The sequence below is a fragment of the Breznakia sp. PFB1-19 genome, assembly GCF_029893935.1.
GTDB classification, from domain to species: domain Bacteria; phylum Bacillota_I; class Bacilli_A; order Erysipelotrichales; family Erysipelotrichaceae; genus Breznakia; species Breznakia blatticola.
Genome location: NZ_JARXXJ010000002.1, coordinates 1 through 22,614, shown reverse-complemented (window position 1 = coordinate 22,614; position 22,614 = coordinate 1). Strand labels below are relative to the sequence as shown.

The following is a 22,614-nucleotide window of genomic DNA, read 5'->3' as shown; positions in this document are numbered from 1 at the left end:
TGTATTCCCTCGTTTTTCTATTTCGATTATACCAAATTCAACGCTTTCACTCAATGAAAGCAAAAAGTCTTGCATTCAAGACTTTTTGTTTTTACTCTTTGGGTAGTAATATATGCAGCAATCGTTGTTTTCGCTCATAAAATGGTGTGACTTCACGTGTGATTTTTTCACCAAAACGACTTGCTAACGCAATCAGTTCTACATGATCTCCATTTTCATACGTTAATGGATACAGAAAGTCACTTACTTGTTGGGCTACATCATCAAAAGTATCACTATCAATGATCAGTAAATAACTGGCTTGCTTATCACAATATAGCTCATGTAAATAAGCAGCACGAACTTGTGGCATCTTGCTAAATAAACGTACCAATTCTTCTTTTATATAGTGGTTTGGATCTTTGATCTCACGTATTTCTAAGTTAGTAATATCACTACACTGTACATGATGATAAATATGCAAGATATCTTCTAAACACAGTGAATAATTTACGGATTCTTTATCCAAGACAACACCTTTTACTTCTTTTTGGCCATGAAGCAAACTTTCATAATCTTGTAAGCGTACTTTCATATAGCCAAGCTGTAATTCACTTGTAAACTTCAACAGTTCCTCTTTGCTACTGAAAATTGGATAGTATAAATCATTTGATGCATCTAAAACCATCATAAAATCAGTGGCTAATTCCAATACATTTGCATTATGATTTTTTGATGTATGTTGATTTGGATGTACTGGGGCATACAATTGTGCATCTTTTAAACATGCATAAAGTTCTACTTCACTTGCTTTACAAGGATGATTTTGTAGGTTTTCAAGTGCTATACGTAAAGCACTTGCATCTTTTGTGCTTTTTCTTTCCATGATTTCTTCCTTCATCTCTTTCTATACTCATTGTAGTAGAACCCATCATCTTTTACAACATCAACATTTTTAAAACATTGTTAATTTAAAATTAAGATTTCTTTTAGTTACAATTCTTCACATTTCGTGTTATTATACATATGTAAGAACCCAGGGAGCCTCTCATTGAAGCTAACTCGCCTGGGGCTTTTTAATATTTTGGGGGCACAATGGAATGTAAGAATGGAAAGCCAGCACTAACAATAACTGAACAAATTGACTTACTACTTGATAGAGGATTAAAATTTAGAGATGAGAATAGTGCATACTATACTTTGAGTCACATTAACTATTATAGATTGAGTGGGTACTTTAACAGTTTCTACGAAAATGATCAAGAATTTAAAAGTGATATATTCTTCGAGGATATCTATGATTGCTATCAATTTGATATGTATTTACGCAGGAGTACACTTATGCTTCTTGAAAGTGTCGAAGTAAGTCTTAAGGCAATAATCACTGACTATCTATGTAACCAAATTGGACCTCTATCCTATAAAAGTAATGATATTTATTATCGTAGTTCAAATGTTTCATATCTTGAGGAGTGCATGCAGACATACAAATCGAAACATGCAGACAGTAAAATCATTCAAACACATGAATATAAATATAGTGGAGAATATCCTTTATGGGCACTAATGGAATTTCTTTCTTTTGGAGATGTTGCATCTCTTTTGGAGGGTCTAAAATTTGAACATATTGATGAAATAAGTAATGGCTATTTTAGATTCCCAAACAAAAGAATTGCTCGATCTTTTTTAGTTAGTTGGTATCGAAGTTTATGTATGTTTCGTAATAAATGTAGCCATTATGAACGACTATTCCAAGTTGAACACAAACAAAGACCACCTAAATTGTTACATTCTGATGAATTCGAAAAGGTTTATGGTCCTTGTACATCGAATGAGACGTATTTTTATTTACTTTCTGTGACTGTAATGCTTTGCCCGGATTCTTCAATAGTACAACGATTCAATTTGGAACTCACTCAATTAATGACAAGATTTCCAAACATTGATGTTGTAAAAAATTATTGCTTTAAAGATAATTGGCAACGAATATTACTCGATTTAACAGGATTCTATTTACAATATTATATCGATAATTAACGAAAGACATTACTCCGGTGTCTTTCGTTTTTTTATAAACAAAAAAAGAGAACCGAAGTTCTCCATCAATTATTTTACTAATTGTACAATTGCCATTGTAGCGTTGTCACCACGACGGTTTCTTGTTTTTACAACTCTTGTATATCCCCCGTTACGGTCTTGGTACATAGGTCCAATCTCAGAGAATAATTTTTGTAGAGCTGTTTGTCCAGTAGTTTCATCAGCTACAACATCACGTACATAAGCTGCCGCTTGACGACGTGCATGTAAGTCACCTCTTTTAGCAAGAGTGATTAATTTTTCAACCACAGAACTAACTTCTTTTGCTTTCATTTCTGTAGTTTCAACACTTTCAGAAATAATTACTGAAGTTGCAAGGTTTCTAAGCATTGCTTTACGGTGATCTGCTTTACGTCCTAGTTTACGATTTCTCATAATACCTCATACTCCTTCTATTCGTAAGATTTGAAGCTAAGCCCCAAATCATAAATCTTGTCTTTTACTTCTTTTAATGATTTTTTACCTAAGTTACGAACTCTCATCATTTCGTCTTCTGTTTTTTGTGTAAGTTCTTCAACAGTTTGAATACCTGCACGTTTTAAACAGTTATATGAACGAACAGAAAGATCTAGGTCTTCGATCATCATAACAAGGCCTTTGTTTACAACTTCACCTTGTACATCTTTCATCACTGAATCCATTTCATTTACAACTTCGTGAACATTTGTTAGAAGTTCTAAGTGGTCGATTAAGATTTTAGATCCTAAAGCGATAGATTCTTGTGGTGTAATAGAACCATCTGTCCAGATTTCTAATTCTACTTTATCGTAGTTTGCATTTTGACCAACGCGTGTTGGTTCAACATTGTAAGCTACTTTTTGAATTGGTGTAAAAATAGCATCTGTATAGATTGTTCCTAATGCTTGACCAGCACCTGCATATAATGCTTTGTTTTGATCAGCACTAACGTAACCTCTTCCACTTTTCGCTTGAAGTTCCATTTCAAATGTATGACCTTGTTCAACTGTACAGATGTATAGGTCTTCATTTAACACTTCAACTCCATCAGGAAGTTCGATATCTGAAGCGTGAACTTCACCGTATCCCTTTTTAGAAATACGTAATGTGTGAATTTCATCATCATCAATTTTCAATACTACATTTTTTAGGTTTAAGATAATCGAAGTAACATCTTCTTTTACCCCAGGAATTGATGTAAATTCATGGAATACGCCATCAACCTTAATAGAGAAAATAGCTCCTCCAGGTAGGGAAGATAGTAATACACGGCGAAGTGCATTTCCAATCGTTGTACCGAACCCTCTTTCAAGTGGTTCAATCACAAATTTTCCATAATTCTCAGAATCAATAAATTCTTTTACTTCAAAATTCGCACGTTCAAAATTTTGCATTCCTATTACCTCCTCTTTACGTTACGTTAATGATCTTATCCACGTGGTCTTTTTGGTGGACGACAACCATTGTGAGGAATAGGTGTTACATCGTTAATCATTGTAATTTCTAAACCTGCCACTTGTAGTGCTCTAACTGCTGCTTCACGTCCAGGACCAGGTCCTTTAACGTTAACTGAAACAGTTTTCATTCCATGTTCCATAGCCGCTTTACCAGCCGCTTCTCCTGCCATTTGTGCAGCATATGGAGTTGATTTACGAGAACCTTTAAATCCTAAAGCTCCTGCACTAGACCAAGAAACTGCGTTTCCACCTTCATCAGAGATGGTAACGATTGTGTTGTTAAAAGTTGAGTGAATGTGTGCACAACCTTTAGCAATATTCTTTTTAATACGACGTTTACGAGTCGTTTGTTTACCTTTTGCCATTTAGTGTCTACCTCCTTCTGCTTATTTCTTTTTACCAGCTACTGTTTTAACTGGACCTTTACGTGTACGAGCATTTGTTTTCGTACGTTGTCCACGAACTGGTAGACCTCTACGGTGACGGATTCCACGGTATGATGCAATTTCCATTAAACGTTTAATGTTTAATTGCGTTTCACGACGTAAATCACCTTCTACTTTAATTGCGTCAACTTCTGAACGAATTTTGTTAAGTTGATCTTCAGTTAAATCTTTTACACGGATGTTTTCGTCAACACCAGCTGCAGCTAAAACTTTAGATGCTGTTGTACGACCAATACCGTATACGTAAGTTAATGAAACAACTACACGCTTATCGCGTGGAATATCTACTCCTGCAATACGAGCCATATTTTACTTTACCTCTCTTTTATCCTTGTCTTTGTTTGTGTTTAGGATTTTCGCAAATCACCATAACACGACCTTTTCTTTTAATTACGCGACATTTGTCGCAAATTGGTTTTACTGATGGTCTTACTTTCATATAATGTAGCCTCCTATCCGTTTACTTATGACGGAATGTAATACGCCCACGTGTTAAATCATATGGTGAAATTTCTACTGTTACACGATCACCTGGTAAAATGCGAATGTAGTGCATACGGATTTTACCAGAAACGTGAGCCATGATCTCGTGCCCATTTTCTAATTTCACTTTAAACATTGCGTTTGGAAGTGTATCAACTACAATTCCATCGATTTCAATAACGTCTTGCTTACCCATTAGTCCTCCTCTGATTGTAATTTAGTAAGTATTTCACAACTGTCTTCACCAATCACTACAGTATGTTCGAAATGTGCAGTCAAGGAACCATCGCGACTAACGACTGTCCAATCATCACTTAAAGTTTTGGTTTGCGGTTTACCAGCTTGAACCATTGGTTCAATTGCTAAACACATTCCAGCACGAAGTCGAATACCACTACCTGCTTTACCAAAATTTGGTACGCTTGGATCTTCATGCACATCACTTCCAATACCATGTCCTGTATAGTCCTTTGGTACAGAATATCCGTGCTCTATTACGTACTCTTCAATCGCATGTGAAATGTCACCTAAACGATACTGTGCGTTTGCTTTCTCTAGACCTTTATATAACGATTCTTCCGTTACGTCAAGTAATCTTTGTGCTTCTTCACTGATTTGACCAACTGGATAGCTCCAAGCAGAGTCCCCGTGGTAACCTTTGTAACAAGCACCGATATCAACAGACACAATGTCGCCTTCTTTTAATACTGTATGTTTATTAGGAATTCCATGAACAAGCACTTCATTCACTGAAATACAACAAGCATTAGGAAACCCATACAATCCTTTGAAGGATGGGGTTGCTCCTTGGTCAAGTATAACCTTTTCACAAGCTCTGTCAAGTTCTAAAGTATTCAAACCTGGTCGAATGACTTCTTTGGCACGTTTGTGAGCCAGTGCAACAATATGACCAGCTTTACGCATTAAATCAATCTCTCTAGGAGACTTCGTAGTAATCATACTACTTGCCTCCTAAAGCTGATTCGATTTCTTTCCAAACATCATCCGTGCTTTGGTCAGCATTGATGATAACAACTTTATCCTTGTAGTAATCAAGAATTGGTTGTGCGTTGTTTTCGTATTCTGCTAAACGAACTTCCAAAGATTCGATTGTATCATCTTTACGTTGGTAAAGTTCACTACCATCGATATCACAAATGCCTTCAACTTTTGGTGGATGGTAATCTACATGGTAGATGTGTCCACAAGTTTTACATAAGCGACGCCCTGTAATTCGTTTTGCTAATTTTTCAAATGGAATGTCGAGTGTGATCACTTTATCAATTTCCAAATCGCTTCCTTTCACAAGTTCATCGAACGCTTTTGCTTGCGCTAAGGTTCTTGGATATCCATCAAGTAGATAACCGTTTGCTAAATCTTGTGTTTCTAAGAAACTTTTTACCATTGGGTTGGTAACTTCATCAGGAACAAGTTTCCCTGCATCCATATATTTCTTAGCTTCAAGTCCTAATGCAGTTCCACTTCCTACTTCACTACGGAAGATATCTCCCGTTGAAATATGTGTAACTTCATAGTTCTCAACGATTTTTTTGGACATTGTACCTTTACCGGCACCAGGTCCTCCCATGATAAGAATGTTCATACTATCGTTTTACTCCCATAAATCCACGGTATGACTTAGCAGTCATTTGCCCTTTAAGTTGAGCAACCGTCTCCATTGCTACCCCAACAACAATGATTAGCCCTGTACCACCCATACGGATACTACTTGGTAAACTTGGCATAATCAATGGTGCTACGTTTGGCAACAAGGCGATGAATAATAATCCAATCGCTCCAAGAACCGTAATTCTTGATAACACCGTGTTGATGTAGTTTTTCGTTTCTTTACCAGGACGAATACCTGGAATGTACGTTCCATTTTTACTTAAGTTATCTGCAATTTTTTCAGGATCAACTTGAAGTTTTGTATAGAAGAACGTAAATAATACAATCAAGATTGCATAGATAACAAGTGATGTTGTACTTTGCATACCTAATAGGTCTGCCATCGTTTCCGTCCATCCACTTGCTTTAATAATATTGTTGTTTACTAGTAATTGCACAATTGTAACTGGAGCAATCATAATCGAACTGGCGAAAATTACCGGGATTACACTTGCTGAGTTAATTTTTAATGGAAGATATGTCATATCTTTTCCACTTTTTTGTACTGTACTTGATGTGTATTGAATTGGAATTTTACGTACGGCTGTCTGCATAAAGATAACCAGTACAATAATAATTAGATACACTAATACAAATCCCACAAACGTTAGTACCCCTGAGAAGAATGAACTTCCATTGGCACCAGCTGTAAGTGTGCGGAATGCATTGATGAATTGGTAAGGCATATCACTAACAATACCTGCGAAGATAATGATAGAAACACCATTTCCAATACCATGCATGGAAATACGATCCGCAAGCCATAATAGGAACATGGTTCCTGCGGTAAATACAATTGCAACATATAGGAATCCAGCAGTACTTGAGTTTTCAAGTATACTTGTTCCATCTTGCGTTGTTAAGACTAATGTCGTTGTATATGCTTGTACGAAGCAAAGTACAACTGCTAAATATCTTGTGTATTTGTCTAGCTTTTTCTTTCCTGTTTGACCGGATTTTGATAGTTCTGTTAGGTGTGGAATTACGTCCATCGATAATAATTGAATAATGATTGATGCTGTAATGTATGGTCCAACCCCTAATGCAAAGATCGATAATTTATCCATGGCTCCCCCACCAAGTAGGTTCATCATTTGTACCATCGAATTTGCTTCGAACACTTGTGTTGTATCTACGTTAGGCACAGGTATTTGTGCACCTAAACGGTACACAAATAACATCGCAATCGTAAACAGGATTTTTTTACGAATCTCTTTGTTCTTAAAGAATCCTGCAAACGTGGAAAACATATTAGATTACCTCTGCTTTCCCGCCTGCTTTTTCAATACTAGCAATTGCAGCTTTAGAAAATTTATTAGCTTTTACAGTTAATTTCTTTTCTAGAGCACCTTCACCTAATACTTTAATTCCAGATAGTTCTTTTTTAACTAATCCAGTTTCAATTAGTAATTCAGGTGTTACTTCAACTCCATTATCGAACTTGTTTAATGCTTCAACATTAACAATTCCGTATTCTTTTCTAGTGAAGTTAGTGAATCCACGTTTTGGAAGTCTTCTTGCAAGAGGTGTTTGTCCCCCTTCAAATCCTAAACGAACTCCTCCACCAGAACGAGCGTTTTGTCCTTTGTGTCCTTTTCCAGCAGTTTTACCTTGACCAGATCCATGACCACGTCCAAGACGTTTACGGTTTTTTCTAGCACCGTCGTTATATTTCATTTCATGTAATTTCATATGTGCACCCTCCTACTAACCACGAATCTCTTCTGGTTTTTTTCCACGAAGACGTGCAATATCTTCTACAGTTTTAAGTTCTTGTAAAGCTGTAATTGTCGCACGCACCATGTTAATTGGTGTACGTGAACCAAGACATTTAGTAAGGATATCCTTAACTCCTGCAACTTCTAGTACATCACGTACCGCACCACCGGCGATAACCCCTGTACCTTCTGTAGCTGGACGTAAGAATACGCTACCTGCACCGTAGTTTCCAGTAATTTCATGAGGAACTGTAGTTCCAACCATTGGTACTGTAAATACGTTTTTCTTAGCAGCTTCAACCGCTTTTTTGATTGCATCAGGAACTTCGTTTGCTTTTCCTGTAGCGAATCCAACACGACCTTTACCATCACCGATTACAACTAAAGCAGAGAAACGGAAACGACGTCCCCCTTTTACTACTTTTGTAACACGGTTAATTGTAACAACGCGTTCTTCGAATTCTTTTTCATTGCGATCTCTTCTTGGTTTTCTTTGTGGTCTACGGTCATTTCTCTTGAAGTTTTTCTTAGCTTCAGGAGCTGCCGCTTTTTCTTGAGTTGCTGGTGTAGCAGCTTCCACTTCAGGAGCTTTCACTTCTTCAACAACATTTGTTTCTTTGTTTTCCATCATGAGTTCCTCCTAAAATTTAAGCCCTGCTTCACGAGCAGCTTCGGCTAATGCTTTTACACGTCCGTGGTAAACATATCCACCACGATCGAATACTACATTTTCTATTTTCGCTTTGTTTGCTAACTCAGCGATTGCTTTACCAACTTGTTTAGCAGCTTCAACGTTACCACCGTTAGGTAATTTCATTGATACTGAACTAGCTGATACTAAAGTTTTTCCGTTTTCGTCATCGATAATTTGTGCATGAATGTGTGCGTTTGAACGGAACACATTTAAACGTGGACATGTTGGAGTACCACTGATTTTTTTACGAACACGTACGTGACGACGTTTACGTTCTACATTTCTAGCTGTTTTGTTAATCATAATTGTGTCCTCCTATTATCCTTTCTTAGCAGCAGTCTTACCTTCTTTACGACGGATGTATTCACCTTTGTAGCGAATACCTTTTCCTTTGTAAGGTTCTGGTTTTCTTACTGCGCGAATGTTGGCTGCACATTCACCAACGCGTTGTTTATCGATTCCACTAATCTTAATAGCAGTTGGAGAACTAACTTCGCAAGTTAATCCTTCTTCGATTTCGATGTTAACTGGGTGTGAATACCCAACAATTAACTCAAGAACTTTTCCTTTAAGAGCGGCTTTAAATCCAATCCCTACAAGTTCTAAGTCTTTTTCGTAACCTTCGTGCACCCCAACGATCATGTTGTTTAATAAGGCACGAGTAGTTCCGTGTAATTGTTTTGTGTGTTTTTGTTCGTTTGCACGAGCAACTGTAATAATTTCTCCATCTTGTTTAATATCCATTAATGGAGAGAATTGGCGAGATAAAGTTCCTTTTGGACCTTTAACAGTCACCTCATTCGCTGCAGAAATACTTACTTCTACACCTGCAGGAACGGTAATCGCTTTATTTCCGATACGTGACATTACTTTTCCTCCGTAATTCTAGACTACCAAACGTAAGCGACTACTTCGCCACCAACGTTTTTAGTTCTAGCTTCTTTGTCAGTTAATAATCCATGGCTTGTTGAGATGATCGCAATTCCAAGTCCGTTTAATACACGTGGCATATCTTCTGCTTTTGTGTATACACGAAGTCCTGGAGAAGAGATTCTCTTGATTCCATTGATTACTTTTTCATTGTTTGGTCCATACTTTAACGTTACAGTTAATGTTTTCTTAACGTCTCCATTAACTTCGTATTCTGTAATGAATCCTTCTGCTTTTAAGATTTTTGCAATCTCAACTTTTTCTTTGTTTGCAGGAATATCTACTGTTGTATGACGTGCTTGAATAGCATTTCTTACGCGTGTTAACATATCCGCAATTGGGTCTGTCATAATCATAATAACTATTCCTCCTTCTTACCAACTAGCCTTCTTTACACCAGGGATTTGACCTTTGTAAGCCAATTCTCTGAAGCAAATACGACATAATTTATATTTTCTTAATACTGAGTGAGGACGTCCACAACGTTCACAACGAGTGTATTCACGAACTTTAAATTTTTGCGGTTTTTGTGATTTTAAAATCATCGCTTTTTTAGCCATTAGTGTTGTCCTCCTTGTTTTCTGAAAGGCATACCCATTTCAGTTAATAATTCTTTTGCTTCTTCGTTAGTTTTAGCAGTTGTAACAATTACAACATCCATACCACGAAGTTTGTTTACTTTATCATAGTTGATTTCAGGGAAGATAATTTGTTCTTTAATCCCTAATGTGTAGTTTCCACGTCCATCAAATGCAGATGTTGAAACTCCACGGAAGTCACGTACACGAGGAAGTGTAAGGTTGACTAATTTGTATAAGAAGTCATACATCTTTTCTCCACGTAATGTAACTTTTGCACCAATTGGCATACCTTCTCTTAATTTATAGTTGGCAATTGATTTTTTCGCTTTTGTAACGACTGGTTTTAAACCAGTGATTTGTGTTAACTCAGCTACTGCTTCATCTAACACCTTAGGGTTAGCTACTGCTTCACCTAGTCCAATGTTTAATACAATTTTATCAATCTTTGGTACTTCCATTGCTGATTTGTATTCAAATTTTTTCATTAAAGCAGGACTAACTTCTTTAATGTATTTGTCATATAATGCATTATTTTCCATAAGTTATACCTCCTACTTTACAGCTTTTCCGCTCTTAGCGTAAACGCGAACTTTTTCGCCTTTTTCTTCTTTATATTGAATACGAGAAGCTTGTTTTGCTTTTGCATCGTACGCCATTACGTTTGAAACGTGAATTGGGTGTTCGAATTCAGCAATTCCACCTTCAGGTTGTTCTTGTGTTGGTTTCAAGTGTTTTTTCTTCATGTTAACACCTTCAACGATTACTTTGTTTTCTTTAGGGAAAACTTTTTTAACTTCAGCTACAGTACCTTTGTCAGATCCTGTAATAACTTGAACCTTATCACCTTTTTTGATTTTCACAAAGATACCTCCTTTATAGTACTTCCGGAGCTAAAGACACTATTTTCATAAAGTCTTTCTCACGAAGTTCACGAGCCACTGGTCCAAAAATACGTGTACCACGTGGTGTGTTGTCATCTTTAATAATTACTACTGCGTTGTCATCGAACTTGATGTATGTTCCATTTTCTCTACGGATTCCGTAAACTGTACGAACGATAACGGCTTTTACAACGTCACCTTTTTTCACAGTTCCTCCTGGAGTCGCTTGTTTAACAGTACATACAACGATATCACCGATGTTAGAGAATTTACGTTTTGATCCTCCTAAGTTACGAATAACCAAAACTTCTTTAGCACCCGTGTTGTCCGCTACGCGTAATCTACTTTCATTTTGAATCATAAAATTACCCTCCTAGACCTATAACACGACTGCTTTTTCAACGATTTCAACTAAACGGAAACGTTTTGTAGCACTTAATGGACGAGTTTCCATAATTAGTACTTTATCTCCGATTTTAGCTTCGTTGTTAGCATCATGTGCTTTAAACTTTTTTGAATATTTTACACGTTTCCCATATAAAGGATGCGTTTTCTTTGTTTCTACAAGAACTGTGATTGTCTTGTCCATTTTGTCAGACACTACTGTACCACGAAGTACTTTACGAGCGTTTCTTTCCATATCAGCACATCCTCCTATTCTGCAGCACGAGCGCGTTCGCCCATGACTGTCTTAATACGTGCAATTGTTTTCTTAATATCTTTCATACGAGCAGAGTTTTCTAATGCTCCTGTTGCTTGTTGAAAGCGAAGGTTGAAAAGTTCTTCTTTTAGTGTGTCGATATCTTTTAGTAATTCATCATTACTTTTTTCTCTGATTTCTTTAGCTAACATAGTTTACTTTTCTCCTTTCTTAACGAATTTACATTTTACTGGAAGTTTGTGAGCCGCCAAACGGAATGCTTCACGTGCAACTTCTTCAGGAACTCCAGCGATTTCAAACATAATTGTTCCGGCTTTAACTACTGCTACCCAGCTATCTGGAGCACCTTTCCCAGAACCCATACGTACTTCTAGAGGTTTTGCTGTTCTTGCTAAGTGAGGGAAGATTTTGATCCAAACCTTACCACCACGTTTCATGTAACGTGTCATGGCAATACGAGCAGCCTCGATTTGACGGTTACTGATGTAGTTACCGTTATCAGCCATTAGTCCATATTCACCGAATGCAACTTCACGTCCTGCTTTTGCACGACCTTCGTAGCTTAAACGGTGTGGTCTACGGTATTTAGTTCTTTTAGGCATTAACATAATTAATTACCTCCTTCAGTCTTAGCAGGTGCAGGTGCAGCTGCTGTTGCTGGTTTTGCTTGTTGTGCGTTACGGTTGCGGTTGTTGTTACGGTTGTCGTTACGTCCACCACGGTTGTTACGTCCACCACGACGACGATCTCTCATGTCAGCTTTTGGAGCTTCTGGTTCTTGAACCATTTGTCCTGGCAATACTTCACCACGACAGATCCAAACTTTAACTCCTAAACGACCGTAAGTCGTTGCAGCTTCTTCCCATGCGTAATCGATGTCAGCACGAAGTGTATGTAAAGGAACGTTTCCTTCAGAGTATCCTTCGCTACGAGCCATATCAGCTCCACCAAGACGACCAGAAACCATTGTTTTGATTCCTTTTGCCCCAGCACGCATTGTTTGTTGAATTGCACGTTTTTGTGCAGTTCTAAATGATGCACGGTTTTCAAGTTGGTCAGCAATGTTACGAGCTACCAATTTTGCATCTAAATAAGGGTTCGCAATTTCTAGTACTTTGATGAATACGTTTTTACCGTTTGTAAGCTTAATTAAAGCTTTTTTCAGTTTTTCAACGTTTTCACCACCGTTACCACCAATTACCATACCTGGCATTGCAGTTTTGATGATTACATCAACACGGCTTTTTGTTCTTTCGATTTCAACTTTAGAGACTTGAGCACTCTTAAGTTCTTTGAATAAATATTCACGGATTTTAACATCTTCTAACAATAAGTCAGCGTAATCTTTTTCAGCGAACCAACGTGATTCCCAATCTCTAATAACACCAACTCGTAATCCGATTGGACTTACTTTTTGACCCATGAGTTACCTCCTAATCTCTTTCCGCCACAACAACTGTGATGTGACTAGTACGTTTGTGGATTGCACTTGCAGATCCTTTAGCACGTGGCATGAAGCGTTTTAATGTAACACTTTCATCTGCATAACATGCTTTTACAAATAATTTTTCTTCATTTAAATCGTGATTGTTTACAGCGTTTGCTACGGCAGAGTTTAACACTTTACCAGCTGCTTCTGCAGCGAAGTTTGGTGTAAAACGTAAGATAGCTGCTGCTTCTTCTACATCTTTTCCACGGATAAGATCTAAAACTAATCTAGCTTTTCTTGGTGGAATACGTAGAGTTTTTGCTGTTGCTTTAACTTCCATTGTTAGTTCCTCCTCTATTTCGTTTTCTTATCGCTTCCGTGTCCAGAGTATTTTCTCGTTGGCACGAATTCACCTAATTTGTGACCTACCATGTCTTCTGTAACATAAACTGGTAAGTGTTCTTTACCATTGTAAACGGCAAAAGTGTGTTCCACGAATTGTGGAAAGATTGTTGATCTACGAGACCAAGTTTTAATTACTTCTTTTTTTCCAGACGCGTTAACTGCTTCCACTTTTTTCATTAAGTGATCATCACAGAATGGTCCTTTTTTAAGACTACGACTCATTTAACATGTTCCTCCTTTGCCTTATTTACTGTTACGACGACGAACGATCATTTTGTCCGAAGCATTTTTCTTTTTACGAGTAACAACACCCATAGCTTTTTTACCCCAAGGTGTCATTGGAGATTTACGTCCAATTGATGTACGTCCTTCCCCACCACCATGAGGGTGATCGTTAGGGTTCATTACTGATCCACGAACTGTTGGGCGAACACCTTTCCAGCGTGAACGACCAGCTTTACCAATGTTTACTAAGCTGTGGTCTTCGTTTCCTACAACACCGATTGTTGCACGGCAGTCAGCAGTTACACGACGAACTTCACCACTTGATAAACGTAATGTTACATATTTGTCTTCAAACCCAAGGATTTGAGCAGAACATCCAGCACTACGTGCAAGTTGTCCACCTTTTCCAGGTTTCATTTCCACGTTATGTACAGTTGTACCTTCTGGAATGTCTTTCATTTGAAGTGCATTACCAACTTTAATGTCAGCGTTGCTTCCTGATTCAACTTTAGCTCCAACTTCTAATCCTTTTGGTGCAAGGATGTAGCGTTTTTCACCATCAGCGTAGTTTAATAACGCGATGTTAGCTGAACGGTTTGGATCGTATTCAATTGCAGCAACAGTTGCTGGAATTGCATCTTTATTTCTTTTGAAATCGATAATTCTGTATAGTCTTTTGTGACCTCCACCTTTGTGGCGAGTAGTAATACGTCCTTGGTTGTTACGACCAGAATTCTTGCTTAACTTTTCCGTTAAACTTTTTTCTGGAGTTGTTTTCGTAATTTCTTCGAACGTTAAACTTGTCATACCACGACGACCAGGTGTGGTTGGTTTATAAAATTTAATACCCATTTAACATGTTCCTCCTAACGCATTTTTTACCGAGAAATAGCGTGAATCTCCTCGTCTTATTCAGCAGAGAATAAGTTAATTTCTTGACCTTCTTTAATCGTTACGATAGCTTTACGAATTGCTTTAGTAGTTCCTTCGAATTTACCCATACGTTTTGCTTTAGGTCTTACGTTCATGATGTTAACTTTAACAACATCAACGTTGAAAATTTCTTCAATTGCTTGTTTCACAGCAGTCTTGTTTGCATGTTTTGCAACTTCGAATGTGATTTTGTTTTCTGCATCCATTAATCTCATTGATTTTTCAGTGATGATTGGACGTACAATAATATCTCTTGCGTTATTCATTATCCAAGCACCTCCTCAACTTTTTTCATTGCAGCTTCTGTGAATACTAATTTGTTTGCATTTACGATATCGTAAACGTTGATTCCATCAGCAAGTAACATACTCATTGAGTCAATGTTACGTAATGATAAGAATGCATTTTCATAGTCTTCTGAGCTATCAACGACGAATAATGTTTTTCTTCCTGCACCAATGTTTGTAATGATTTCTTTGAAATCTTTAGTTTTTGGAGCAGCTAACTCGAATTTATCAACTACGATAATTTCTTTTTCGATTGCTTTTTCAGATAATACTGATTTTAAAGCTAAACGTCTAACTTTTTTATTTAAGTTATATTTGTAACTTCTTGGTGTTGGACCGAATACAATCCCTCCACCTCTCCATTGTGGAGAGCGGATAGATCCTTGACGCGCACGTCCAGTACCTTTTTGACGCCATGGTTTACGTCCACCACCACGAACTTCCGTACGGTTTTTCGTGTCAGCAGTTCCTTGACGTTTGCTTGCTTGTTGCATAACGATCGCGTCGAAGATTACTTGTTGGTTTGGTTCAATACCAAAGATTGCATCGTTTAATTCGATGTCTTTAACTTTATCACCTTTTTGGTTGATTACATTAACCTGTGCCATCGTCTACGCCTCCTTTGCTTCACTAGCTTCTACAGCTTGTTCTTCAACTAAAGCTTCTGCTTTAACTTCTTCTTCAACTTCGTAAGAAATTAATGTTTTTGCTTCTGTTTTGTCTTTTTTAACTGCGGCTTTTACCATAACAAACCCTTTTTTAGGTCCAGGTACGTTACCTTTAATTAATAGGTAGTTACCAGCTTCATTAACTTCGATAATTTCTAAGTTTTGGTTTGTTGTTTTGTATCCACCTTCTTGTCCAGCCATAACTGTACCTTTGTCGATTTTCCCTTTACGAGATGTAATCCCTCCAGTAGCTAATGAACCGATGTGACGGTGGTGTCCAGAACCGTGAGATTTTGGACCAATTTTTGCGTTGTTACGAACAACTGTTCCCATGAATCCTTTACCTTTTGAAGTACCAGTTACATCAACGATGTCTCCAGCTTCAAAAATTGAAACGCTAACAGCAGAACCTAATTCTAAGTCAGCCATGTCGCTTCCGCGGAATTCACGAACAAATTTCTTAGGTGCTGTGTTTACTTTGGCAGCGTGCCCTTTGCTAGCTTTTGTAGCTCTTTGTTCTTTAACATCTTCAAATCCTAATTGTACAGCTTCGTATCCATCGTTTTCCACTGTTTTCTTTTGTAGTACTACGTTTGGTGTAGCTTCAACTACAGTTACCGGAATAAGAACTCCGTCTTCAGTGAAAACTTGAGTCATTCCAATTTTACGTCCTAAAATACCTTTCATAGTTTTCACCTCCTATAATTTAATTTCGATGTCCACTCCGCTTGGCAATTCTAATCTTTGTAAAGAATCAATTGTTTCAGCAGTTGGCCCAACGATTTCGATTAAACGCTTGTGCGTTCTAACTTCGAATTGTTCACGTGAGTCTTTGTACTTATGTACCGCTCTCAAAATTGTTACCACTTGTTTTTCAGTTGGTAGTGGAACTGGACCAACGACTTTCTTCGCACCGTGAGATTGTGCTGATTTCACGATCTTTTCTGCAGATGCATCTAAGATTCTGTGTTCATACGCTTTTAGTCTAATACGTACACTGTTTTTTGCCATGATGTTCTCCTTTCATCTATATGAACTATAGACTCGCTCCATGTGAATTCCCCAACACACCACCTCATGACAACGGGTATCGGTGTGTCAGCAACCTCGCACTTCATTGCGGTCACGGTTGTTATTATAACCCTTAAATACAGGGTTTGCAAGCATTTTCTTGATTATTTTTTTAGGTGTTTTTTCAACCTTCTTTTCTCGCACAGGAAACAAAAATTACATACTAATACTTCAAAATCAAAAAATGTGTACACCATCGAAATACTCCAATTAGTGTACACATTTTTCTATTTTCTTTTTGTGTATTTCCTTAACGCATTATCTAACACTGGAATTAGAATTAATCCTAGAATACACGTAGGAATCATATACGATGCATTATACGTAACTGAAGCCCACCACTGTGTATCCCATACAAGTACGCCAGATACTGTACTGCTAATAAAACGGATCAGGTTTGTTGCAAATACACCTGTATAGAACCATCCAATATTCGGTAATAGACATGCAAGTCCATATACTGAGAACGCAATTCCATAGTCAAGTAAGAATCCGATTAGGTCTGGTGTATACATTGGACCTGTAATAAATTGAGCCAAAATGGATACACAAGAAACCATTAAACCTTTTTGCCATCCTAAGTGATAGCTTGCCATCAATAAGGCAATCGTCGAAATCCCTAGAGATCCCCCTTGTGGCATTTGCAAAATCGATAGCATATTGGTCATATAATCTAAGACCATAAACAACGCTACATAAAACGCCATAAAGACAAGTTCTAAAACACTGCTCTTTTTCATAAAAAAACACCTCCATAATGAAACGGCAGGCGTAGTGATATATCATATCGATAGACTCCCTACGCTAGCATTAACTAGATCAGGTCATAAGGGACCGTACTTTCGTACATCTCAGCGTCCACCGTAATGGATAGCGCCCCTGTCTGAACTTCCTTTATTATATGGCATGTCTAGCAAAATCGCAATAACGATTTACTAGACATATCTATATTTCAATACTTTAGAACATGAAATCATCTGGTGTATTGTATCTATCAATTTCTTTGAGCCAAATTGCTTTTCTTTCACGTATGGTACTTAGCAATTCTTCGTATGTCTCTTTTGATACAAGATTTCTTTCACACATATAACCATAAAACTTTTTCAAACTTGTGAAGTTTTGTTTATAACTTGCAGGAGTTGACCACATAGCTTTGCGTTTGAACCAATCCATAAAAAATTCATCAACGTGTTCTACTCCATCTTTCATCTTCACTACCTCATAATAATTGAGATAATCATTCAAGTAGAAATCCATGTTATATACATGCTTGTAACTCATTTTTTCGCTAAGTCCATTAGCAATCAAATACTTAAGAAAATCTTGTAAATATTTCTCATTTACTTTTACATTTTTCTCTCGGTTTTCTTCATACATCATACAATTCTTTCCTTTCTTTTATTATAAACATGCATTGCATATGCATATGCTGTAAAAAATGCAATTAGATAGAAAACATCAAAACTCGTATTTACGACAATCAAATTGTGCAACACATGATAAACGATACAAGGAATGATACTTTTTGCATTATAACGTATGTACGAAAACATTAATGACACTGTAAAATAGAACATAATCGAACTTAGTAAATAGAATACTAACTCATTATTGACACTTGAAATTTCAGTCAAACTGCCTATGTGTGCAATCGTAAATAGAATCGCTGTTCCAAAAAGTGTCACTAAATTTCCATAAGGTAGTAATGCACGATAAATTATCCCACGAAATATGACTTCTTCAATAATTGCTATGAGAAAGATCTCAATTAACACCATAATCCACATTGTTACATCCATAGGCGCATATGGTTGCATAGTAAGAAAAATTACAAGTAACAAACCAACAATTGGTAAGAAGTAAAAGCAATCAACAAATCCTTCTTTCTGCATTTTAACAAATCCCAGTTCATGAAAGCTCACCTTTTTCACACGCATCCAGAGGGCAATCAAAAACAACATTATTGCATTAGGTAAAATTCTACTATTTATCAACATCTGTTTGATATCTAGTGGTTCACTAATAAATTTTGTCACAATACATGCAAAATATAATCGATACACAAGTAGCAATGCAAACACAAGCAGCAAACACTTACTGAACGTTTTTATAAATTTATTCATATCCCTATTATACGTAATTTTAGTGAAAACCAAAAGAAAAAGTAACCAACATCTATCAGTTACTTTATCAATTGAAATTCTTTCTTTATTTTGTGTACTTGGAATACTTGAATCAAAGCAACTAAGACAAAACTCACATCGAATGGAGTTCGTATCAATACACTTAGTACCAATGATACAAATAACACCGGATAATCTAGTGTGTAATACGCTTTAGGAAACTTATGCTTTTCAACAAGTTTGCGTTTCCCAATTAAGTTTTTAAATAAAACCCATGCACCAAAGATTGGAAAGATGACATCAACTGAGAAACTTATTATATAATTCTCATTTAGCCATGCCTTCACAAACTGTAAAATAAGTAAACTTGCTACTGCAATCCACATACATAGAATGCGGTAATGTTCATAATCTTGTTTAATTTCATCTTCACTTACTTGCTGAAGTCGTCCGCTGTTTTTTAGTTGACTGATATACGTCTTCAAACTTTTTGGTAAGGTTTTTCCTGCTTTGATATCTTCAAGCGTTAAACGCAAATAATCATATGCTTGTTCACGATACTCTTTATTAGAGAAAAGCAGTTGTTCTACTGACTTGAGTTGTGCTTTTTGTTTAGGCTCAAGTGCTTGTTTATCTGATTCATAGGCTTCGATCATTCTTTGATCCATTAGCCGACCTGTACACCTTCATCACTTACAATCATGTTTGTACTAAAGAATGCTTTACAAGCATCTATCATGTGTTGTGGATCTTTTGCTCCTGCACTTTCATAACTTGAGTGCATAGCAAGTTGTGCAAGTCCCAAATCAACTGCCAACATCCCTACGTTTGTTGATGAAATACTTCCAAGTGTACTTCCACCAGGCATATCGCTGCGGTTTGCATATGGTTGGTATGGAATATTGTTTTCTTTACATAACGACATAAATGCTGCAGCACTTAATCCATCTGTTGTATATTTTTGATTCGCATTGTATTTAATAACAACTCCACCATTTAACACTGGATGATTGGTTTTATCTGATAATTCTGGGTGGTTTGGATGAATGGCATGTCCATTATCCACAGAAAGCATGAAGCTTTTTGCGACTGCTTGATAATAGTCTTCACTTGTATGTCCTAAATTTTTAACTACGCGTTGTAGTACATCATATAATAACGTTCCACCTGCTCCCATACGAGTTGCAGATCCAACTTCTTCATTATCGAATACACTGTATACATTAATTGCTTGATCATTTTTACCAGCGATAAATCCTTGTAAAGTTGTAAATGCACTTTGTAAGTTATCGATTTTACCAGATGCAATAAATTCATTATTATAACCAAATGTTGTTGGTTTTGTTCGGTTATATAAATACATATCATGACTTACGACATCTTCAACCTTTACACCAGCTGCTTGAGCAATCATTTTTAAATACATCGTATCATCTTTATTATCCATTGCTAATAGTGGCATTAAATCAATTTGGTTATTGTATTTATATCCACTGTTCGCTTCACGATTTAAGTGAATTGCAACATTGGGAATGATTAGTAGATCACGGTCGATATCTACAAGTTTACTTACTACCTTGTTTGCTTCTTTTACAAGGATGCGTCCAGCCAATGATAATGGACGATCAAACCATGGAGCAACTAACATTCCTCCATATCCTTCTGTATTTAGTTGCACATAAGGTCCCGCTTTTAATTGCGCACGTTCTTTTACTTTCCATGTTGGTGAATCTGAGTGAGCTGCACTCACTTGGAAATGTAAGTTATCAATTTGTTTCCCTATTTGAAAGGCAATGATGGCAGAACCATTCCTTGTTGTATAGTACTTACCACCTTTTTTTAGATCCCAGCGATCTTGTTCTTTCAATTCTACATAATTATTTGTATCTAATATTTGTTTAATCTCATGAATGGCATGAAATTGTGTTTTACTTTTTTCTAAAAAGTGTAATAGTTCTTTATTGTCTGACATATAAAGCACCTTCCTTTCATTTGTGATTATATCACTTATTATGCTTTCTATCTATTGACTATACCTAGAAAAAACGTGAGGTCATCCCCCACGTTTAATTATACTTGTTTGTTTCTTTCTTCACGTCTAGCAAAGGCTGGCATAATTAAGCCAAGACCTAGTAGCACTAGTGGAGTTGCAACGTTCATAATAACTTGTCCAGTTCCACCTTTAAACATACCAAGTAAACAAGCAAATGCGGTAAATAAGAAACACCATGCTCCAATCATCATACCGATTGTTTTACTTTTTGTCAGTTTGTATTCACTATCGAATTTAGAACCTGCTTTTTTAAGCGCCATATAAGCAACAAATACCCATAGATAACGTAGCGGCATTGCGACAGAATTCAATTGAATCAATCCTTTATACATACTGTTAACATCACCAGGTAATAATCCTGGAACGATAATTAAGATACTCACGATAATGACAACCATCTTCACTCCATTTGTATACACACCTTTGGCATTTTGTTTTGTTAACCAGCTTGGAATGTAATGTGGATTTGCTGAATCAAGTAACATACGTAATGGTGCATCAATTGATACGATAAGTACAGATAATTGACCAATCATATTACATAAGGCAAATATAATTAAGAATAAGTTACCAACATGGTAGTACTCACCTAATAATTGGAAACAGTAATATGCACCATTTAACATTAAGTCTTGTGGTGGATTTGCAGGGTCAAACATCATACCCATGGAAATCGTACCTAGAATGGCACAAGCTGCAACCATCAAGGCTAAGAAAATCATACCTTTAGGGAATCCTTTGGCAGGATCACTCATTTTATTAACATATGGTGAGATTCTTTCACAACCACCAACCGCAAATACTAAAATCGAGAAACTCGTTAAATACTTCCAGTCAAAAGTTGGAATGAAACTATCCAAACTCCAATCAATTGCATGAATACGGTCTGGTGCAATTGCAGGAGCTGCAACCATTAATAAGATATATAGTAATGACATCACAAACATACTACTTCCAGCAATTGTTGCTAAATTCTTTAATGGGTTAATACCCTGTAAAGTAATCCAAGCAAAAATTAAGAAGATGATAAGACAACCAATCTGTAATAAGATGGGGCTCATATTGTTTGTCAAATCTGGACTTTGTGTTACCGCCCAACTTAATGCAACAAGCGCACTTTGTGGTTTTTGTGAAATGTATGGCATATGAACAATCCAATATGTCCATCCTGCATAATACGCAACTTTTGGTGATATTGTTTCTTGAATCCAAGAACTTACACCTCCACCAAGGTTTTTAAATGCTGAACCCATTTCTCCAACCATTAGTGCATATGGCACAAAATACAATGCAAAGATTAAGATCCAAGCAACGATTGCTTTCAATCCATCGTACTCTGAAAAACCGTTCACAACATTGGCAAATCCCCATACAGATGAGAACGCCATGAAGGCAAGGTTATACCATTTAATTTTTTTGATTTTTCCCATAATTCCTCCTTTTTGAACCCTATTATTATATCCCTTAAAAATCAATTACACAATGAATCTTAACTTATATTATAATAACTAAAATGCATGCTTTCTACAATTATAACGAACGACAAAAACCATAAAATATGTCCCCATTTTAGATCGTTAATACATCTACAAAATAAAAACAACACCAATTTCTTGATGTCGTTTTCAAATCTATTTTCTTTGCATCGTAAACGTGTTGGTATTTTCATGATATGTAATTGTGCATGAAAATAATTCTTCCATATTTTCTAAAGATAAATACTCTTTTGAATTAGGTAAATATGTCTTCTCATTATTGAAATAATAGTAGAGTAATGTCATTAAGTTAAGTAATAGAATTGTAAGAGGGATCAATTAATTTTGACCCCTCTTTTTTTCTATTGACTTTTACTACAAAATTTGGGCGC

The 22,614-nt window shown here is 36.6% G+C and carries 37 protein-coding genes and 1 riboswitch; of the genes, 1 reads left to right on the top strand and 36 read right to left on the bottom strand.

From position 1 onward, the window contains the following. Positions 1–91: 91 nt before the first annotated feature. Positions 92–865, bottom strand: a complete 774-nt coding sequence (locus M2098_RS01475) for an enhanced serine sensitivity protein SseB C-terminal domain-containing protein (protein WP_166667528.1) — start codon at positions 863–865, stop codon at positions 92–94. Positions 866–1,074: 209 nt separating this feature from the next. Here M2098_RS01475 and M2098_RS01470 point away from each other — a divergent pair, with 209 nt between their 5' ends. Continuing rightward, on the top strand, positions 1,075–2,016 hold the full coding sequence (locus tag M2098_RS01470; protein WP_134168470.1) for an Abi family protein: 942 nt from the start codon (positions 1,075–1,077) through the stop codon (positions 2,014–2,016). Positions 2,017–2,085: 69 nt separating this feature from the next. Here M2098_RS01470 and rplQ read toward each other — a convergent pair whose 3' ends face one another. The 35 genes from rplQ to M2098_RS01295 form a co-directional block, all read right to left on the bottom strand. Further along, a complete protein-coding gene (gene rplQ, locus M2098_RS01465) occupies positions 2,086–2,451 on the bottom strand; it encodes a 50S ribosomal protein L17 (protein ID WP_134168468.1) in 366 nt (121 codons plus the stop codon). Positions 2,452–2,468: 17 nt separating this feature from the next. Continuing rightward, positions 2,469–3,428 (bottom strand): DNA-directed RNA polymerase subunit alpha, encoded by a 960-nt coding sequence (locus M2098_RS01460; protein ID WP_134168466.1) that lies wholly within the window; start codon positions 3,426–3,428, stop codon positions 2,469–2,471. Between the two features lie 35 nt (positions 3,429–3,463). Then, the gene (gene rpsK / locus M2098_RS01455) at positions 3,464–3,856 is read right to left on the bottom strand and encodes a 30S ribosomal protein S11 (protein ID WP_134168463.1); all 393 of its coding nucleotides are present in this window, start codon (positions 3,854–3,856) and stop codon (positions 3,464–3,466) included. 21 nt (positions 3,857–3,877) lie between these two features. Then, positions 3,878–4,243, bottom strand: a complete 366-nt coding sequence (gene rpsM, locus M2098_RS01450) for a 30S ribosomal protein S13 (protein WP_067425872.1) — start codon at positions 4,241–4,243, stop codon at positions 3,878–3,880. A 19-nt stretch (positions 4,244–4,262) separates the two neighbouring features. After that, positions 4,263–4,376 carry a 50S ribosomal protein L36 gene (rpmJ, locus tag M2098_RS01445; protein ID WP_006505646.1) on the bottom strand — a complete coding sequence of 38 codons (114 nt, stop codon included), beginning with the start codon at positions 4,374–4,376 and terminating at the stop codon, positions 4,263–4,265. Between the two features lie 21 nt (positions 4,377–4,397). Next, the gene (gene infA, locus M2098_RS01440; RefSeq protein ID WP_067425869.1) at positions 4,398–4,616 is read right to left on the bottom strand and encodes a translation initiation factor IF-1; all 219 of its coding nucleotides are present in this window, start codon (positions 4,614–4,616) and stop codon (positions 4,398–4,400) included. Further along, positions 4,616–5,380, bottom strand: a complete 765-nt coding sequence (gene map, locus M2098_RS01435; RefSeq protein ID WP_280681085.1) for a type I methionyl aminopeptidase — start codon at positions 5,378–5,380, stop codon at positions 4,616–4,618. The genes infA and map overlap by 1 nt, the downstream gene beginning before the upstream one ends. 1 nt (position 5,381) lies before the next feature. Continuing rightward, on the bottom strand, positions 5,382–6,023 hold the full coding sequence (locus M2098_RS01430; RefSeq protein WP_280681083.1) for an adenylate kinase: 642 nt from the start codon (positions 6,021–6,023) through the stop codon (positions 5,382–5,384). Between the two features lies 1 nt (position 6,024). Beyond that, positions 6,025–7,338: a preprotein translocase subunit SecY gene (gene secY, locus M2098_RS01425; protein WP_280681081.1), complete on the bottom strand. Its 1,314-nt coding sequence runs from the start codon at positions 7,336–7,338 to the stop codon at positions 6,025–6,027. 1 nt (position 7,339) lies between these two features. Further along, positions 7,340–7,780: a 50S ribosomal protein L15 gene (gene rplO, locus M2098_RS01420; protein ID WP_134168455.1), complete on the bottom strand. Its 441-nt coding sequence runs from the start codon at positions 7,778–7,780 to the stop codon at positions 7,340–7,342. Positions 7,781–7,795: 15 nt separating this feature from the next. Next, the gene (gene rpsE, locus M2098_RS01415; protein ID WP_280681338.1) at positions 7,796–8,386 is read right to left on the bottom strand and encodes a 30S ribosomal protein S5; all 591 of its coding nucleotides are present in this window, start codon (positions 8,384–8,386) and stop codon (positions 7,796–7,798) included. A 60-nt stretch (positions 8,387–8,446) separates the two neighbouring features. Then, the gene (rplR, locus tag M2098_RS01410; RefSeq protein ID WP_280681078.1) at positions 8,447–8,803 is read right to left on the bottom strand and encodes a 50S ribosomal protein L18; all 357 of its coding nucleotides are present in this window, start codon (positions 8,801–8,803) and stop codon (positions 8,447–8,449) included. A gap of 15 nt (positions 8,804–8,818) precedes the next feature. After that, complete coding sequence (gene rplF, locus M2098_RS01405; RefSeq protein ID WP_134168451.1) at positions 8,819–9,367, bottom strand: 50S ribosomal protein L6; 549 nt, start codon at positions 9,365–9,367, stop codon at positions 8,819–8,821. A 23-nt stretch (positions 9,368–9,390) separates the two neighbouring features. Further along, positions 9,391–9,786, bottom strand: a complete 396-nt coding sequence (gene rpsH, locus M2098_RS01400; RefSeq protein WP_280681076.1) for a 30S ribosomal protein S8 — start codon at positions 9,784–9,786, stop codon at positions 9,391–9,393. A gap of 18 nt (positions 9,787–9,804) precedes the next feature. Next, the gene (locus tag M2098_RS01395; RefSeq protein WP_134168449.1) at positions 9,805–9,990 is read right to left on the bottom strand and encodes a type Z 30S ribosomal protein S14; all 186 of its coding nucleotides are present in this window, start codon (positions 9,988–9,990) and stop codon (positions 9,805–9,807) included. Further along, entirely contained in the window at positions 9,990–10,550 is a 561-nt protein-coding gene (rplE, locus tag M2098_RS01390; protein ID WP_134168447.1) for a 50S ribosomal protein L5, read from the bottom strand. Before rplE ends, M2098_RS01395 begins: the two co-directional genes overlap by 1 nt. Before the next feature lie 12 nt (positions 10,551–10,562). Next, complete coding sequence (gene rplX, locus M2098_RS01385) at positions 10,563–10,871, bottom strand: 50S ribosomal protein L24 (protein ID WP_280681073.1); 309 nt, start codon at positions 10,869–10,871, stop codon at positions 10,563–10,565. Between the two features lie 13 nt (positions 10,872–10,884). Then, entirely contained in the window at positions 10,885–11,253 is a 369-nt protein-coding gene (rplN, locus tag M2098_RS01380; RefSeq protein WP_067425836.1) for a 50S ribosomal protein L14, read from the bottom strand. Positions 11,254–11,271: 18 nt separating this feature from the next. Further along, positions 11,272–11,532 carry a 30S ribosomal protein S17 gene (gene rpsQ, locus M2098_RS01375; protein ID WP_134168443.1) on the bottom strand — a complete coding sequence of 87 codons (261 nt, stop codon included), beginning with the start codon at positions 11,530–11,532 and terminating at the stop codon, positions 11,272–11,274. 14 nt (positions 11,533–11,546) lie between these two features. Further along, positions 11,547–11,744 (bottom strand): 50S ribosomal protein L29, encoded by a 198-nt coding sequence (gene rpmC / locus M2098_RS01370; protein WP_067425830.1) that lies wholly within the window; start codon positions 11,742–11,744, stop codon positions 11,547–11,549. Positions 11,745–11,747: 3 nt separating this feature from the next. Beyond that, positions 11,748–12,161, bottom strand: coding sequence for a 50S ribosomal protein L16 (rplP, locus tag M2098_RS01365; RefSeq protein WP_280681072.1), 414 nt, complete (start codon positions 12,159–12,161; stop codon positions 11,748–11,750). Between the two features lie 2 nt (positions 12,162–12,163). Next, entirely contained in the window at positions 12,164–12,976 is an 813-nt protein-coding gene (rpsC, locus tag M2098_RS01360; protein ID WP_280681070.1) for a 30S ribosomal protein S3, read from the bottom strand. 10 nt (positions 12,977–12,986) lie between these two features. Beyond that, positions 12,987–13,322 carry a 50S ribosomal protein L22 gene (gene rplV, locus M2098_RS01355; protein ID WP_134168441.1) on the bottom strand — a complete coding sequence of 112 codons (336 nt, stop codon included), beginning with the start codon at positions 13,320–13,322 and terminating at the stop codon, positions 12,987–12,989. A 14-nt stretch (positions 13,323–13,336) separates the two neighbouring features. Continuing rightward, complete coding sequence (gene rpsS, locus M2098_RS01350; protein ID WP_067425820.1) at positions 13,337–13,609, bottom strand: 30S ribosomal protein S19; 273 nt, start codon at positions 13,607–13,609, stop codon at positions 13,337–13,339. Between the two features lie 21 nt (positions 13,610–13,630). Next, positions 13,631–14,464: a 50S ribosomal protein L2 gene (gene rplB, locus M2098_RS01345; RefSeq protein ID WP_280681066.1), complete on the bottom strand. Its 834-nt coding sequence runs from the start codon at positions 14,462–14,464 to the stop codon at positions 13,631–13,633. A gap of 56 nt (positions 14,465–14,520) precedes the next feature. Then, positions 14,521–14,811, bottom strand: a complete 291-nt coding sequence (gene rplW / locus M2098_RS01340; RefSeq protein WP_280681064.1) for a 50S ribosomal protein L23 — start codon at positions 14,809–14,811, stop codon at positions 14,521–14,523. Next, on the bottom strand, positions 14,811–15,440 hold the full coding sequence (gene rplD / locus M2098_RS01335) for a 50S ribosomal protein L4 (RefSeq protein WP_280681062.1): 630 nt from the start codon (positions 15,438–15,440) through the stop codon (positions 14,811–14,813). The genes rplW and rplD overlap by 1 nt, the downstream gene beginning before the upstream one ends. 3 nt (positions 15,441–15,443) lie before the next feature. Beyond that, positions 15,444–16,187, bottom strand: coding sequence for a 50S ribosomal protein L3 (gene rplC, locus M2098_RS01330; protein WP_134168433.1), 744 nt, complete (start codon positions 16,185–16,187; stop codon positions 15,444–15,446). Between the two features lie 12 nt (positions 16,188–16,199). Next, positions 16,200–16,511: a 30S ribosomal protein S10 gene (gene rpsJ / locus M2098_RS01325; protein WP_067425805.1), complete on the bottom strand. Its 312-nt coding sequence runs from the start codon at positions 16,509–16,511 to the stop codon at positions 16,200–16,202. 287 nt (positions 16,512–16,798) lie between these two features. Continuing rightward, on the bottom strand, positions 16,799–17,311 hold the full coding sequence (locus tag M2098_RS01320) for an energy-coupled thiamine transporter ThiT (RefSeq protein ID WP_280681059.1): 513 nt from the start codon (positions 17,309–17,311) through the stop codon (positions 16,799–16,801). A gap of 39 nt (positions 17,312–17,350) precedes the next feature. After that, positions 17,351–17,462: riboswitch (TPP riboswitch) on the bottom strand. Positions 17,463–17,531: 69 nt separating this feature from the next. Continuing rightward, positions 17,532–17,951 (bottom strand): hypothetical protein, encoded by a 420-nt coding sequence (locus M2098_RS01315; protein ID WP_280681057.1) that lies wholly within the window; start codon positions 17,949–17,951, stop codon positions 17,532–17,534. Next, entirely contained in the window at positions 17,948–18,694 is a 747-nt protein-coding gene (locus tag M2098_RS01310; protein ID WP_280681056.1) for a CPBP family intramembrane glutamic endopeptidase, read from the bottom strand. The genes M2098_RS01315 and M2098_RS01310 overlap by 4 nt, the downstream gene beginning before the upstream one ends. A gap of 59 nt (positions 18,695–18,753) precedes the next feature. Continuing rightward, positions 18,754–19,362, bottom strand: coding sequence for a hypothetical protein (locus M2098_RS01305; RefSeq protein WP_280681054.1), 609 nt, complete (start codon positions 19,360–19,362; stop codon positions 18,754–18,756). Continuing rightward, positions 19,362–20,666, bottom strand: coding sequence for a M18 family aminopeptidase (locus tag M2098_RS01300; RefSeq protein ID WP_280681052.1), 1,305 nt, complete (start codon positions 20,664–20,666; stop codon positions 19,362–19,364). The genes M2098_RS01305 and M2098_RS01300 overlap by 1 nt, the downstream gene beginning before the upstream one ends. Before the next feature lie 98 nt (positions 20,667–20,764). Further along, positions 20,765–22,177, bottom strand: a complete 1,413-nt coding sequence (locus tag M2098_RS01295) for an amino acid permease (protein WP_280681050.1) — start codon at positions 22,175–22,177, stop codon at positions 20,765–20,767. Positions 22,178–22,614: the final 437 nt, after the last annotated feature.